This is a genomic window from Streptococcus sp. HSISS2 (assembly GCF_000448665.1).
GTDB lineage: Bacteria > Bacillota > Bacilli > Lactobacillales > Streptococcaceae > Streptococcus > Streptococcus raffinosi.
This window is the reverse complement of sequence record NZ_CM002133.1, coordinates 2,144,265-2,158,090: the sequence shown is the minus strand read 5'-3', so window position 1 is coordinate 2,158,090 and position 13,826 is coordinate 2,144,265. Positions and strand designations below refer to the sequence as shown.

14 protein-coding genes and 2 pseudogenes are annotated in these 13,826 nt (G+C 40.6%); 12 read left to right on the top strand and 4 right to left on the bottom strand.

Annotated features, from left to right (window positions below):
* Nucleotides 1-474: 474 nt before the first annotated feature.
* Genes rpsF through rpsR form a run of 3 tightly spaced genes read left to right on the top strand, consistent with a single transcriptional unit; the run spans nt 475 to nt 1,586 of the window.
* Entirely contained in the window at nt 475-765 is a 291-nt protein-coding gene (rpsF, locus tag HSISS2_RS09390; RefSeq protein ID WP_002884188.1) for a 30S ribosomal protein S6, read from the top strand.
* A gap of 21 nt (nt 766-786) precedes the next feature.
* Nucleotides 787-1,305, top strand: coding sequence for a single-stranded DNA-binding protein (locus tag HSISS2_RS09385; RefSeq protein WP_002889274.1), 519 nt, complete (start codon nt 787-789; stop codon nt 1,303-1,305).
* Nucleotides 1,306-1,346: 41 nt separating this feature from the next.
* Nucleotides 1,347-1,586 carry a 30S ribosomal protein S18 gene (gene rpsR, locus HSISS2_RS09380; RefSeq protein WP_000068664.1) on the top strand — a complete coding sequence of 80 codons (240 nt, stop codon included), beginning with the start codon at nt 1,347-1,349 and terminating at the stop codon, nt 1,584-1,586.
* Between the two features lie 155 nt (nt 1,587-1,741).
* Here rpsR and HSISS2_RS09375 read toward each other — a convergent pair.
* From HSISS2_RS09375 to HSISS2_RS09365, 3 genes and pseudogenes are all read right to left on the bottom strand, one after another.
* Nucleotides 1,742-2,625, bottom strand: a pseudogene (locus HSISS2_RS09375) (DUF4300 family protein).
* 111 nt (nt 2,626-2,736) lie between these two features.
* On the bottom strand, nt 2,737-3,408 hold the full coding sequence (locus HSISS2_RS09370; protein ID WP_021146492.1) for a DUF1129 domain-containing protein: 672 nt from the start codon (nt 3,406-3,408) through the stop codon (nt 2,737-2,739).
* Nucleotides 3,409-3,477: 69 nt separating this feature from the next.
* On the bottom strand, nt 3,478-4,422 hold the full coding sequence (locus HSISS2_RS09365; protein ID WP_021146491.1) for a magnesium transporter CorA family protein: 945 nt from the start codon (nt 4,420-4,422) through the stop codon (nt 3,478-3,480).
* Nucleotides 4,423-4,725: 303 nt separating this feature from the next.
* Here HSISS2_RS09365 and uvrA point away from each other — a divergent pair.
* From uvrA to nusB, 9 genes and pseudogenes are all read left to right on the top strand, one after another.
* A pseudogene (gene uvrA, locus HSISS2_RS09360) lies at nt 4,726-7,549 on the top strand (excinuclease ABC subunit UvrA).
* A 94-nt stretch (nt 7,550-7,643) separates the two neighbouring features.
* Entirely contained in the window at nt 7,644-7,886 is a 243-nt protein-coding gene (locus tag HSISS2_RS09355) for a DUF3923 family protein (RefSeq protein WP_021146488.1), read from the top strand.
* Between the two features lie 241 nt (nt 7,887-8,127).
* The gene (locus HSISS2_RS09350; RefSeq protein ID WP_021146487.1) at nt 8,128-8,328 is read left to right on the top strand and encodes a hypothetical protein; all 201 of its coding nucleotides are present in this window, start codon (nt 8,128-8,130) and stop codon (nt 8,326-8,328) included.
* Nucleotides 8,329-8,597: 269 nt separating this feature from the next.
* On the top strand, nt 8,598-9,458 hold the full coding sequence (locus tag HSISS2_RS09345) for a thioredoxin family protein (protein ID WP_021146486.1): 861 nt from the start codon (nt 8,598-8,600) through the stop codon (nt 9,456-9,458).
* 212 nt (nt 9,459-9,670) lie between these two features.
* Nucleotides 9,671-10,732: a Xaa-Pro peptidase family protein gene (locus tag HSISS2_RS09340; RefSeq protein ID WP_021146485.1), complete on the top strand. Its 1,062-nt coding sequence runs from the start codon at nt 9,671-9,673 to the stop codon at nt 10,730-10,732.
* An 18-nt stretch (nt 10,733-10,750) separates the two neighbouring features.
* Nucleotides 10,751-11,206: a deaminase gene (locus HSISS2_RS09335; protein ID WP_008535587.1), complete on the top strand. Its 456-nt coding sequence runs from the start codon at nt 10,751-10,753 to the stop codon at nt 11,204-11,206.
* 115 nt (nt 11,207-11,321) lie between these two features.
* Nucleotides 11,322-11,882: an elongation factor P gene (gene efp / locus HSISS2_RS09330; protein WP_002889261.1), complete on the top strand. Its 561-nt coding sequence runs from the start codon at nt 11,322-11,324 to the stop codon at nt 11,880-11,882.
* 70 nt (nt 11,883-11,952) lie between these two features.
* Entirely contained in the window at nt 11,953-12,342 is a 390-nt protein-coding gene (locus HSISS2_RS09325) for an Asp23/Gls24 family envelope stress response protein (protein WP_008535586.1), read from the top strand.
* Nucleotides 12,335-12,769, top strand: a complete 435-nt coding sequence (nusB, locus tag HSISS2_RS09320; RefSeq protein WP_002889259.1) for a transcription antitermination factor NusB — start codon at nt 12,335-12,337, stop codon at nt 12,767-12,769. Before HSISS2_RS09325 ends, nusB begins: the two co-directional genes overlap by 8 nt.
* A gap of 90 nt (nt 12,770-12,859) precedes the next feature.
* Here nusB and HSISS2_RS09315 read toward each other — a convergent pair whose 3' ends face one another.
* On the bottom strand, nt 12,860-13,825 hold the full coding sequence (locus HSISS2_RS09315; RefSeq protein ID WP_021146484.1) for a LacI family DNA-binding transcriptional regulator: 966 nt from the start codon (nt 13,823-13,825) through the stop codon (nt 12,860-12,862).
* Between the last annotated feature and the right edge of the window lies 1 nt (nt 13,826).

The following is a 13,826-nucleotide window of genomic DNA, read 5'->3' as shown; positions in this document are numbered from 1 at the left end:
AAGGAGTGATACCAATGTAATAGAAAATCGTGACTTAGTTACAATTCTTTTTAAGTTAATGGAGGTAATCTATGATTGCTAGATTGAAAAATGGTGACACACAGTGACACCTCCTTATGAAAAAATATTTTTACAAAAATTCTAAAAGGAATAGTCTGATGACAATAGAAGATTCTTAAAAAGCTCATTCTAGCGTGTAAGGATGAGCTTTTTGTTAGCTCTCATTTCAGTTTTTTATGACGCTTGTTGGAAGTTTTTAACGTTATTTGAGGTGCCATACGATAGAAAGGTAAGGGGGCTGTGTTCCTACTCTCTTGGTGATTTTAGTTTCTCCCAAAAAAGGACACATACTACTTACTCTTTTTTCCTTGCATTATCCTTTAATCTTTGGTAGAATTATATCCTGTGAGTGCACCTCACTTACTCGTGGCGAAAGACCATGAGTCATTAGACCAAAAGAGGAGGAAAATATCAATGGCTAAATACGAAATTCTTTATATCATTCGTCCAAACATTGAAGAAGAAGCTAAAAACGCTTTGGTAGCACGTTTCGATTCTATCTTGACTGACAACGGTGCAACTGTTGTTGAATCAAAAGATTGGGAAAAACGTCGTCTTGCATACGAAATCCAAGATTTCCGTGAAGGACTTTACCACGTTGTTAACGTTGAATCTGATAACGATTTTGCTCTTAATGAGTTTGACCGTCTTTCAAAAATCAACGGTGACATTCTTCGTCACATGATCGTTAAACTTGACGCTTAAGAAGGTAGATGAAGGTAGATTATGATTAATAATGTCGTACTCGTTGGTCGCATGACCCGTGATGCGGAACTTCGTTATACACCAAGTAATGTTGCAGTAGCAACTTTTAGCCTTGCAGTTAACCGTAACTTCAAAGGTGCTAATGGTGAACGTGAAACAGACTTTATTAACTGTGTTATCTGGCGCCAGCAAGCTGAAAATTTGGCTAACTGGGCTAAGAAAGGCGCATTGATTGGCATTACAGGTCGTATTCAGACTCGTAACTATGAAAATCAACAAGGTCAACGTGTTTACGTAACAGAAGTAGTCGCTGACAATTTCCAAATGTTGGAAAGCCGTGCGACACGTGAAGGTCACAGTGGTGGTTCATACAACGCTGGAGGGTTTGATAATTCAAACTCATTCGGTGGTGGAGCTTCAGCTGGTGGTTCATTTGGTGGATCACAACCTGCACAATCTACACCAAACTTCGGTCGTGATGAAAGTCCATTTGGAAACTCAAATCCTATGGATATTTCAGATGACGATCTTCCATTCTAAGGATGGACAAAACGAATTAAATATATAAAGGAGAAATAAACATGGCTCAACAACGTCGTGGCGGATTCAAACGCCGTAAAAAAGTTGATTACATCGCAGCTAACAAAATCGAATATGTTGATTACAAAGATACTGAGCTTCTTAGCCGTTTCGTTTCAGAACGTGGTAAAATTCTTCCACGTCGTGTAACAGGAACTTCAGCTAAAAACCAACGTAAAGTAACAACAGCGATTAAACGCGCTCGTGTTATGGCACTTATGCCTTTCGTAAACGAAGACTAAACATAATGCTCTCGCTTGAGAGCATTTTTTTATGGCTGAATTTAGGTAATCACCTCATGATTTCGAGATGTTATGGCTCGAAAAGTTTCATTTTATTCAATTTTTAAGCCTTCTTAGCTGTATGGAAATAAAGAAAAACCAACTGGTCTTTTCAATTACTCTTGAAAAGCTAGTTGGTTGTTTTTGGGTATGAGGACAGAGTCTTTTAAGAAATCATCGAATTTCTGGTCGTTAACGAGGATATCAAGGTTACCTTTGAAGACCTTGAAACGGTTAGACAACCAGTGTGTTTTGATGTCTGCCCAGGTGTTGAAGCGACTCCAGCGGTAAGGAAGTGTGGGATCTTGTTTTTCAAAGACATAAACGCTACCGTCTTTCTCATAAGCTATAGCAGTATAGATATTGCTAACATCATCGGAGCTATTTTGAAAGACTGATAGGAGTTTAATTTTTCTGGAAACTTGAGTCCAGCTTTTTTCCAGGCTTTGAGGAGTTCATCTGTAGATTGGTAGTTGGGGTTATCCCCAAATAGGAGACTATAGAGGGCTTGGTCCTTGGCAGTTAACTCCTTGTGGTGAGATTTTAAATTCAGGTACTCATTTTGCAGGGGGAGTTCTTGTTTGGTAAGATCGCTTGAGCTAGTCAGGATGCTATGGAGGAGAAGAAAGGATGTTTGTCGGTAGTTTAAGTCATCGGTGAAGTGAGACTTATTATCTTCAACTATTTTCTCATCTAGGGAGGTGACAAACTGATTCTTATCCTTGCCGATTTTACTTTGCGTCCATTTTTTGACAACTGGTTGAATGCCTGTGTTTTCCTGGTTGTAGTGGCTGATATAAGGTTCTAGAGTATCCCAGTTTTTTGTGGGAATACCTTTGCTTCTTAAGTCTTTGGCTAGTTGCTTCTCCTGAGATGAAGTAGTTACGTTATTGAAGCTATAGTAAGCTTGATAGTTTTTTAGAGTAGTCTTGTGCTTGTGGCTGCAAGCCATCAGTAATAGGCAACAAGCGATGATAAGTAGGGGGAATTTGATACGCATTTATTGGGGTTCTTTCTTTTGTCTGTTAGCTTTAATATTTTAGTATAGAAGAGCCAACTGTGTCAAGATTTCTGGTACAAAAAGACACCCCTCAGGGTGCTTAAATACTGCTTAAGATGCAGGTGCGTAAGTGCTTTGTACGTTGTAGCGACGTTTGAAGAAATATTTAGCAATACCCGCGACAATACCAATGATGAGAACGACAATTGGTGACAGTCCTGGATTGAGATAGCTAGGAAGAAGTGCCGTAAGGCTGAAGAGAGCAAACCATGCGATGAAAGAAAGTGTGATGATGGTCATGCTGAACCACCATTTTGGACGTTCTTCTTTTGGTTTGTTACTGTGGCGGTAAATATAGTGGTAAGGGGTGTACATAGCAAGACCACCGATGAATGATACGGATAGAAGAGTTGTGAGGCCGTAGCTTGTTTGCGTACCAGAAAAACCAAAGACTGCATTCATGATGGCAACAATGGCGAGAAGGAAAAGTGAGGTATCAAGCCACATCTTCCAAGGTGTTTTGTCTGTTTCTGGGACTTCTTTGCTGGTCTTGTCTGAGTTAGGTTGTGGATGTTTTTCAGGAGAGAAACTAGCTGCCCAGACCGTTGGAGCACCAAGGAGACTGCGTCCTGTGATTCCTTTTTTCTGATTTTCAAGGAGTTCAGGAATGACATTACCAAGGATGTCTTTGATTTCTTGGTCTGACTTACCGTCTTTGATAAGCTGATTGGTTGCGATGTGGATGAATTCTTGGTTTTTCTTGGTGAGATTTTGGATGTCCATGAGATGACCTTTCGATAAATAGTATTAATTTTTTAGTTTAGCAGTTTAGGGAAAAGAAGAGGCTCTATGTTAGAACCATTTTTTCCTGATAAAGTAGATAACAACGCAGGATGACCCGAAGGCTGCCATGAAGAAGATGACCCAAAAGGCGTTATCTAAATCGTTTAGGGGCATAGAATTGTTTTTAAAGTTCATACCGTAAGCGGAGAAGATAACGGTTGGGATGTCCAGAGCCATCGTCATAAGAGCCAGTGTTTTCATGATAGTGTTCTGGTTATTACCGATGATAGAGGCAGACGTTTCAGCCATGGCGTTCAAGACATTTTCATAGATGCCTGCCATCTCAATGGCCTGTTGGGTTTCGACCAAGGTGTCTTCCAAGAGGTCTTCGTCTTCGATGTATTTTTTCAAGCTAGAGGCGTTACCTGTTAGCTTTTTGACAATTCGTTCATTCATCTTAAGTGAGGCTTTTAGATAGACAATGGATTTTTCCAATTCCATCATGTCAATCAGATGCTCGTTCTTTGTCGCATTTTCCAATTGAGCTTCCAATTTATCGCTCTGACGGTCGATAGAACGTAGGGCAGTTAGGTAAAGTTGGGCATTGCGGTAAAGAATCTGAAAGACGAAGCGTGTCTTCATGAAGGTGTAGAAGTTGCGCACACGGTGATTGAGGAAATTATCCATGAGACTGATGTCCTCGAGACAGGTGGTAACAACAACTTCATCCGTAACGATGATACCCAAGGGAATGGTGACGTAGTAGCTTTTGTTATTACGCTCTTCTTGGGTTGGAACGTCGACCAGAATCAAGGTATAGTCGTCTTCGACATCAATACGTGATGTTTCTTCCACGTCTAGAGGGGCGCGGAGGTCTTGGATATCAATGTCAAAACGTTCAGCGACCTTCATGGCCTCTTCCTGAGAAGGGTTTACCAAATGAATCCAAGCACCCGGCTCGAATGTCTCAATTTCTTTGAATTCTTTTCCAGTGGATAAGAACATTTGTTTCAATGGGGACCCCTCCTTTGTCATTCGTTAAGTGTTGGCATGTTTATCTCAAAATGTCTTGTCCGTTCTTGGACCAGAAAAAGTCAGATAAATCAGCAGCACTTAGCTTTTTAGTGATGTCAATTGAGGCCTAGAGACGATGTTCTTTGCCTATTTTACATACTCAACCATTATACTACATTTGAAACATTTTTGGGCTGGATAAATTGAAATTTTGTTATAATATGAGAGAAAGTCGGGATGGCGTTTCCATCCGTCTGTAGAAAGGAGTGGCAGTGGCTTTAGGGCTGGGGCCTCTTGAAAAATATGCAAGATAAGTTAGTGATTCATGGAGCAAGAGCTCACAATTTAAAAATATTGATGTGGAGATTCCTCGTGACAAGCTCGTCGTCGTAACGGGGTTGTCGGGGTCTGGTAAGTCTTCTTTGGCTTTTGATACCATTTATGCAGAGGGTCAACGCCGTTATGTGGAGAGTCTTTCAGCTTATGCCCGTCAGTTTTTGGGAAATATGGAGAAACCTGATGTGGATTCGATTGACGGTCTTAGTCCTGCCATCTCCATTGACCAGAAAACAACGAGTAAGAACCCTCGATCAACTGTAGGGACAGCAACGGAGATTAATGATTATCTTCGTCTTCTTTATGCTCGTGTGGGTGTTCCCTATTGTCCTAATGGACACGGAGCTATTCAGTCATCCTCTGTGGAACAGATTGTAGATGAGGTTTTAGCCCTTCCTGAACGGACACGTATGCAGATTTTGGCGCCGATTGTTCGTCGTCGAAAGGGGCAACACAAGTCTATTTTTGAGCGCGTGCAAAAGGATGGGTATGTTCGTGTTCGTGTGGATGGTGAGATATATGACGTGACGGAAGTCCCTGAATTATCTAAGTCTAAGATGCACAACATCGAGGTGGTTGTAGACCGCTTAGTGAATAAGGATGGTATCCGTAGTCGTCTCTTTGATTCAGTAGAAGCAGCGTTGCGATTAGCGGATGGCTACTTGATTGTGGACACTATGGATGATAACGAATTGCTCTACTCAGAACATTATTCTTGTCCGGTTTGTGGCTTCACAGTTCCTGAGTTGGAGCCTCGTCTCTTTTCATTTAATGCGCCATTTGGCTCTTGTCCGACCTGTGATGGTTTGGGCAATAAACTAGAAGTTGATATGGATTTGGTCGTTCCTGATGCTAATAAGACCTTGCGTGAAGGTGCACTGGCGCCTTGGAATCCGATTTCATCCAACTACTATCCAGCCATGCTTGAGCAAGCCATGGAGCAGTTTGGCGTGGATATGGATACGCCATTTGAAAACCTGGAAACAGAAGAGCAGGATTTGATTCTCTATGGGTCTGGAGATCGTGAATTCCATTTCCATTATGTTAATGATTTTGGTGGGGTGCGTGATATTGACATTCCTTTTGAAGGGGTTGTGACCAATATCAATCGCCGTTACCACGAGACCAATAGTGATTTCACTCGTAATGTTATGCGTGGTTATATGAATGAGTTGTCATGTCCAACTTGTCATGGCTATCGTCTCAACGAAGCGGCTCTCTCGGTTCGTGTTGGCGGTGAGAATGGCTTAAATATTGGTCAAATCTCTGATTTGTCTATTTCAGATCATCTTGAGGAAATCGATAGCTTGGAATTGGGTGAAAATGAAGGAATGATTGCCCGTCCAATTATCAAGGAAATCAAGGATCGATTGACCTTCCTAAATAATGTCGGCCTTAATTACTTGACCCTTTCTCGTATGGCTGGTACCCTCTCAGGCGGTGAGAGCCAACGTATCCGTTTGGCGACACAGATTGGTTCTAACCTTTCTGGAGTCCTATATGTTTTGGATGAGCCTTCTATCGGGCTTCATCAGCGTGATAATGACCGCTTGATTTCAAGTCTTAAAAAATGCGTGACTTGGGCAATACCTTGATTGTGGTAGAGCACGATGAAGATACCATGCGTGAAGCTGACTGGCTCATTGACGTGGGACCTGGTGCTGGTGCCTTTGGTGGGCAAATCATGGCCTCGGGAACTCCAGAGGAAGTGGCTAAAAACAAAAAATCAATTACTGGGCAATATTTGTCAGGTGCTAAATCAATTCCTGTACCGATGGAACGCCGTGTAGGGAATGGTCGTTTTATCGAGGTTAAAGGTGCTAGTGAAAATAACCTTAAAAATGTGTCGGTCAAATTCCCACTTGGGAAATTAATCGCAGTGACAGGTGTCTCTGGTTCAGGAAAATCGACTTTGGTTAATGGTATTCTCAAGAAAAAGATTGCCCAAGAGCTGAATCGAAATAGTGAGAAACCTGGGAAACACAAATCCGTGACTGGCATCGAGCATATCGAGCGCTTGATTGACATTGACCAAAGTCCAATTGGCCGTACACCTCGTTCTAATCCAGCCACTTATACAGGTGTTTTTGACGATATCCGTGACCTTTTTGCTCAAACCAATGAGGCCAAGATTCGAGGTTACAAGAAGGGACGTTTCTCTTTCAATGTCAAGGGTGGCCGTTGTGAGGCCTGCTCTGGCGATGGTATTATCAAGATTGAGATGCATTTCTTGCCTGATGTTTATGTCCCTTGTGAGGTTTGTCATGGCACACGCTATAATTCTGAGACTTTAGAGGTTCGCTATAAGGGGAAAAATATTGCTGAAATTTTGGATATGACAGTTGATGACGCAGTTGACTTCTTTGCGGCTATTCCTAAGATTGCTCGTAAGGTGCAGACTATCAAAGATGTAGGACTTGGGTATGTGACCTTGGGACAACCAGCAACAACCCTATCAGGGGGTGAGGCCCAGCGTATGAAACTGGCTAGTGAGCTTCACAAACGCTCTACTGGGAAGTCTTTCTACATTTTAGATGAACCTACGACGGGTCTTCATACCGATGACATCGCACGTCTTTTGAAGGTGCTTGAGCGTTTTGCGGACGATGGTAACACAGTTCTCGTGATTGAGCATAATCTGGATGTTATCAAGACCGCAGACCATATCATTGATTTAGGTCCTGAAGGTGGTGTTGGTGGCGGTACCATCGTAGCTACAGGTACCCCCGAAGAAGTAGCAGCTGTTCCAGAAAGCTACACAGGACAGTATTTGAAAGAAAAATTGAAATAAAAGAAGAAGGCTCTCTGAGTCTTTTTTGCTTTAGGCTGGTTTAAGTTGAGTTTGCTATTCTCTTGTTAAGAAAAAAACATACAGGAGTCAGACTATGGTAAAAAAGCGTTTTTTCATAGGGTTTAACGGTATTCTTCTAGCTCTATTTTTGGATATTTGTCTTTTAATCAGTATTCGCACAGTGGATCATCATGGTCATTTTCAATCAACTACGGATAAATGGGAAACCTTACTTTATGTTATAGGTATTTATGTTAGTTTCCTCCTTTTTGAGATGATTTTGTTTCTTATTATGAAACACCGTAAAAGTAAACACATTTTAGGACAAGTCTTATAGCGACTGGTCCTTTTCATGTCTGATTATGGTGACATTTATGTCACTATTTTTTTGAAACAGGAGGTTCTATAATAGAGGCAAGCCCTGTAAAGCTAACTGCTAAAGGTTAGAAAATTAAGAGAGTAGCCGTATCTTTCGGCTTCAAATCTTATCTAAAAGATTGCTCAAGAACAGCTGTTTTTAGAGTTATCAGGGGTTAGAATGACCAGCTTTGAAAGGACCAGATATGGAGAAGAAAAATATGGATAAACAAAAAGCAAATCTTATTAATGGGTTGACCCTTGTTATTGTGATTGTATGGCTATTTATTGTAATGATGAACGCTACTTTAAGTTTTACAGAAGGCATCGCTTTTATCGACCATAGCCTTGTCTGGGCAACTCTTTCATTGGCTGTCTCTTTGTTTGCACTGAGACTAGCTAGTAAGGACAAAGAAAGATGATTTTCGCTAGTTACCTCTATAAGCTTAGACTGAGCTCATTGGCTCAGTTTTTTTGTGTCTTGCATTATTCTAGTGGGATGGTGACATTTATGTCACTATTTTTTCTTTGGATTCGCTTATATAATGAATTCATAGCTTAAACAAGGTTGTAAAGGCCTTGATTCTTTAATAACGAAAGGAGACGGATATGGTTATCAGTGTAATGGTTCCCTTGTTATTGTTTTTGGGTAGATAGAAAGGTTTAATACAGTCTTAAAAAAGGAGAATAGATGAAAAAAATACAATTTGTTTTGATGTCAAGCTTCGTTTTGGGAGCTTGTCAACTAGCGGTAATTAGTGGATCAGCAGATGAGCTAAATGCTAAGGAGGCGACTACCGAACTAGCCAGTGGTTCTGTTGAGAATGGTGAAGCGGGCAATGTAGAGGTTTCTTCTGAGAAAGCTTCCGAGCAAGTGTCTGAGAAGGTTGATTCTAGTAGTGAAAGCAAGGAAAATTCACTCTCTCACTCAGAACAGACAGAAGTGATTGAGGAGAAAGTTAGCTCCGAAGAGATTTCGGTCGAAACTTATGAAAAGAATCTTGAAAATGTGACACAAATCTCTTACAGCGACGTCACCAATATGCTAACTGAAGATGGTGGTGATCATATTCTGTATATTGGTCGGCCAAGCTGTTATTATTGTCGCCAAAATTCTCCCGTTTTAAAGGATTTTAATGCTTTAATCAATGGTCAACTCCTTTATTACAACACGGATTCGGATCATTTGGATCGTGATTCTCGTAAGGTTTTGTTTGATAAGTTGGGAATTCCGGGTACTCCGAGTGTGATTCACCTAAAAAATGGTCAATTGGTTTCTGGTTACTTGGGTAGTGCACCAGATGCTCAAGCTATTTATCAGGCCGTTTTTGCTGGCGAAAATGATAAAACTGAGTTGTCAGAGGTAAGGGAAGAGGCAGCAAAATCTGAAAATCCATTACCCGAGCCATCACCCGAAAGTCCGATTAAAGAAGCTGATAAGTCTTTAAACAGTATTTCTGAGCCATCAGTTACTAGCGTGATGTCTCAACTTAAACAGGTATTTTGGAGCCTGACAACTCTTCTTAAAAATTTTCTAGGGAAAATATTCTAATCTAATGTGTTTTTATTAAGAAATCAATCGATTTCTTAAATAAGATTATCGATCATTTACAAAAAGCGAGCCTATGTGTAATGCTTATAAAGTCAGAGTTTTATCTGGCTTTTTCTTTATACAATCAAAAAAACAGGCTAAACTGTCGATTTCATCCTTTAGAATCTGAAAATTTGGTATAATTAATCTAAAATACCTAAGGAGTCATTCAGATGCAACATAGACTTGAACGATTTGATGCAAAACTTGCTCAATCAGGGCTTGATGCCTTGCTTGTGACAGGACAAAATAATATTTACTATTTGACGAATTTCTGGGGAACAAATGCGACTGTTTTCATTACGAAAAATCGTCGTCTCTTTTTAACAGATTCACGTTATACGCTTATTGCTAAACAATCTGTGCATGGTTTTGATATTATTGAAAGTAAAGACCCCCTTAAAGATATTGTTAAACTGATTGAAGCTGACAAACTTGAAACAATCGGTTTTGATAATCAGGTGTCATTCGCTTATTATCAAGGGCTCCAAGCTATTTTTGAAGGTTACACTTTGTCACCACAAAATAACTTTATGGAAGAGTTACGTATGATTAAGGATGATAAAGAATTGGCGACTATACGTAAGGCTTGTTCTATTTCAGACCGTGCTTTCACAGATGTTCTTGATTTTATTAAGCCGGGTCAAACGACTGAACTCCAAGTGGCTAACTTCCTTGATTTTCGTATGCGTGAGTATGGGGCTTCTGGAACTTCCTTTGAGTCTATCATTGCTTCAGGCTATCGTTCAGCCATGCCTCACGGTGTAGCTTCAGAAAAGGTTATTCAGTCAGGTGAGACCTTGACGATGGACTTTGGTTGTTACTACAATCACTATGTTAGTGACATGACTCGTACCATCCATATTGGGGACACGACTGATGAGGAGCGTGAGATTTACGATATTGTTTTACGTTCTAATCAGGCTTTGATTGATGCTGCTAAGGCTGGTATGACACGTCGTGACTATGATAAGGTTGCGCGTGACGTTATTGTTGAAGCGGGCTATGGTGCCCACTTTACACATGGTATCGGACACGGTATTGGCCTTGACATTCACGAAATTCCTTACTTTGGAAATTCTGATGAGACCATTAAGGCTGGTATGGTCTTGACGGATGAACCAGGTGTCTATTTGGCTGATAAATATGGTGTTCGTATTGAAGATGACATTATTATCACTGAGAATGGTTGTGAGTTGATTACACTTGCACCTAAGGAATTGATTGTGCTCTAAGATTTGGAGGAAAGATTTATGCCAAACCGTCTTTCTTGGCAAGACTATTTTATGGCTAATGCTGAGCTAATTTCTAAACGTTCTACCTGTGATCGTGCTTATGTTGGGGCTGTTTTGGTCAAGGATAATCGTATTATTGCTACTGGTTATAACGGTGGGGTTTCTGAGACTGATAACTGTAACGAAGTAGGTCACTATATGGAAGATGGCCACTGTATCAGAACGGTTCACGCAGAGATGAATGCCCTCATTCAGTGCGCTAAAGAAGGTATTTCAACTAAAAATACAGAGATTTATGTGACGCATTTTCCTTGTATAAACTGTACTAAAGCTCTCTTGCAGGCTGGTATCGTTAAGATTACTTATAAGGCCAACTATCGTCCTCATGGCTTTGCTATGGAACTGATGCAGCAAAAGGGTGTTTCTTATGTCCAACATGATGTTCCAGAGGTTCGTTTGGGAATGGATGACTAGTTCTTTTCTTTGTAAAGAGCTTAGGGCTAGGGCCTGATTCTATAAAACATTTGAGCCCTACTGTCATTTATGGTAGAATAAACTGATAATAATTTTTACAAAGAGGTATTTAATAATGATTGAAGCAAGTAAACTCCGTGCGGGTATGACTTTCGTAACTAATGATGGCAAATTGATCAAAGTTCTTGAAGCTAGCCACCACAAACCTGGTAAAGGTAATACTATCATGCGTATGAAATTGCGTGATGTGCGTTCTGGGTCAACATTTGACACTAGCTACCGTCCAGAAGAAAAATTTGAACAAGCAATCATCGAAACAGTACCAGCACAATACTTGTACCAAATGGATGATACTGCATACTTCATGAATACTGAAACATATGACCAATATGAAATTCCAGTAGCTAACGTTCAAGAAGAATTGAAATACGTCCTTGAAAACTCAGACGTCAAAATTCAATTCTACGGAACAGAAGTTATCGGTGTTCAAGTACCAACAACTGTTGAATTGACTGTTACTGAAACACAACCTTCAATCAAAGGTGCGACAGTTACAGGTTCAGGTAAACCTGCAACACTTGAAACTGGTCTTGTGGTTAACGTTCCAGACTTTATCGAAGCTGGTCAAAAATTGGTTATCAACACAGCTGAAGGTACTTACGTATCACGTGCCTAAGCCTAACTAAGTCTTTCAAATCACTGGTTTGAAGGCCTTATTTTCCAAACTAACGGAAAGGAAACATGGGATGACTACAGAAAATATCGGTGAAATCGTTATTGCCCCTCGTGTGCTTGAAGTGATTACAGGTATCGCTGCAACTAAAGTGGAAGGTGTTTACGCCCTTCAAAACAAAAATGTCACTGACAGTCTTAGCAAAACAAGCTTGGGCCGTGGTGTTTACCTCCAAACGGAGGAAGATGGTACAGTAAACGCTGATATCTACGTTTCTCTTCAGTATGGCGTTAATGTTCCTGCGGTTTCGATTGAGATTCAAAAAGCAGTCAAAGCCGCTGTCTATGATATGGCCGAAGTGGCAATTTCAGATGTTAACGTCCACGTTGAGTCTATTGTCACTGAGAAATCACAAAAACCAGACTTGGCTGAATTGTTTAACGAGGATTTTTTGAATGACTAATATCTTTAAAGATTCACGTCGTGACCTTCGTGAGCGTGCTTTTCAAACGCTCTTTGCTCTGGAATTTGGTGGTGAAGTCCTAGAACAAGCGCATTTTGCTTATACCTTTGACAAACCAATTGGGGAAGAAACTGAAGTTGATGTACCAGCTTTTCTTCTTAACTTGGTTACTGGTGTTCGAGGAGATTTGGCTCAACTTGACAGTCAGATTGAAGCAAAATTGAAAGAAGGTTGGAGTCTCTCACGTCTGATTGTGACTGACCGTACCCTTCTTCGTTTGGGACTCTATGAAATCACGTCTTTTGAAGAAACACCAGGACGTGTGGCTATTAATGAAATTATTGAAATTGCCAAAAAATATTCTGATGAAACATCTGCTAAGTTCATTAACGGTGTGCTTAGCCAGTTTGTGACAGATGAAGCCTAAGACAAGGAAGTTGAAGCACTGTTTCAACTTCTTTTTTCTACAAATTAGACAAGAAAAAATCGCAAGTGGAGATTTCTTGCGATTTTTTCTTTATATACTACCACCAGAAATGAGGTTTACTGGTAGTACATAATCACGATTAACGGGTTCGCCTTTAATTTTCTTTAGGAGAATTTCCACACACAACTTGGCGATTTCTTCCAAGGGTTGCTGGATAGTGGCCAGTTCGGAGTGGAAGTGACGGATAAAGGCAGTACCGTCATAACCAATGATTTTTAAATCATCTGGAATAGAAAGTCCTAGATGCTTCGCCACCTTCATAACTAGGATAGCTGTTAAATCATCAGAAACAAAGATGCCATCTGGTTTTTCACGAGAAATAATCGATTTGATTTCCATCTCACGACGCATGAGCGACAAATCATTTGGAACAGGACAGATAATACCTTGTTTGTCCAATTTATAATTAAAACCAAGCTGTCGAAGTCCCGTTGGAGAGTCAGAATTATCATAGCCTGTAATCATGACAATACGCTGACAGCCAGCCTTTAGCAGAGCTCTTGCGGCTAATTTTCCCCCTTCAAAGTTATCGGATGAGATAATGGGGATCTTTGGAGCCAGATTACGGTCGAAGGCGACAATAGGAGCTTCAACCTTCTCATAATCTTCGATACCAAGATTGTGACTGGACGAGATGATGCCATCACATTGGTTGGCGGCAAGCATCTCCAAATAGTCCTTTTCCTTGTTAGGATCATGCTCACTGTTACAGATGATTGTTTTGTAACCTTGTTTAAAGAGTTCGTCCTCAAGGCGTTCGATAAGCTCAGCGTAAAAAATGTTGGAAATATTTGGAAAAATCAAGCCAACGAGTTTGGCCGATTTTCCTTGAAGACCTCGAGCCAGGTTGTTAGGTTTATAGTTGAGTTCTTGCATAGCAGCGTGAACCTTGTCAATGGTCTTTTGTGAGAGGTAGCCCTTTTTGTTTATGACGCGGGAAACTGTGGTTGGGCTTACACCAGCAAGTTCGGCAACGTCAGTAAGCTTTGCGACCATA